This window comes from Bifidobacterium xylocopae (assembly GCF_003315615.1).
GTDB classification, from domain to species: Bacteria; Actinomycetota; Actinomycetes; order Actinomycetales; family Bifidobacteriaceae; genus Bombiscardovia; species Bombiscardovia xylocopae.
In genome coordinates this window covers 1-446 of the sequence record NZ_PDCH01000068.1, presented here as the reverse complement: position 1 = coordinate 446, position 446 = coordinate 1, and the positions used below count along the sequence as shown (strand labels likewise).

At 63.5% G+C, this 446-nt stretch carries 1 protein-coding gene; it reads right to left on the bottom strand.

What is annotated here, in order from left to right:
- Positions 1-272 (bottom strand): DUF6725 family protein (locus tag CRD59_RS07660; protein ID WP_113854068.1); only part of this gene is annotated, 272 nt, incomplete at its 3' end.
- Between the last annotated feature and the right edge of the window lie 174 nt (positions 273-446).

Genomic DNA, 446 nt, shown 5'->3' with positions numbered 1-446 from the left:
ACGGTATGAGGGGTGTCGTGGCGTCTCGGTGGCTCGGGGCGTTCGGGGATGTGCTTGAGGGCGCCTATGCTGGCCGCTTGCAGGCAGATGGATTGGGCGGGGCGCTCGCCGTTGGCGCTGGCATCGCGGTTGAGCTTGAGTGTCCGCCCATCCCAGGAGATCACATGGCCCACGTAGTCCCGGTACTTCATGCGGCCATCCGCCGGGTCCCGGCCCTCGGCCGTGCGCACCACCACTCTGGCACCGCTTGGTATGGTCGAAGGCAATGGTATGGGCATGTGGTCTGGCTCGTTGCGTGGACGATTAAGCTTCTGACAGGCATCTTAGCCCCTGCCGGTCAAGGGGGTCTGGGGCCCAGGGCAGTGAGCTGTGAATGAGGGCAGGGAAGGAGTGGAAGCATGAAATTTAACAAGGAGCTGGATGGTTTTCTCGCCTATGCCCGGGCC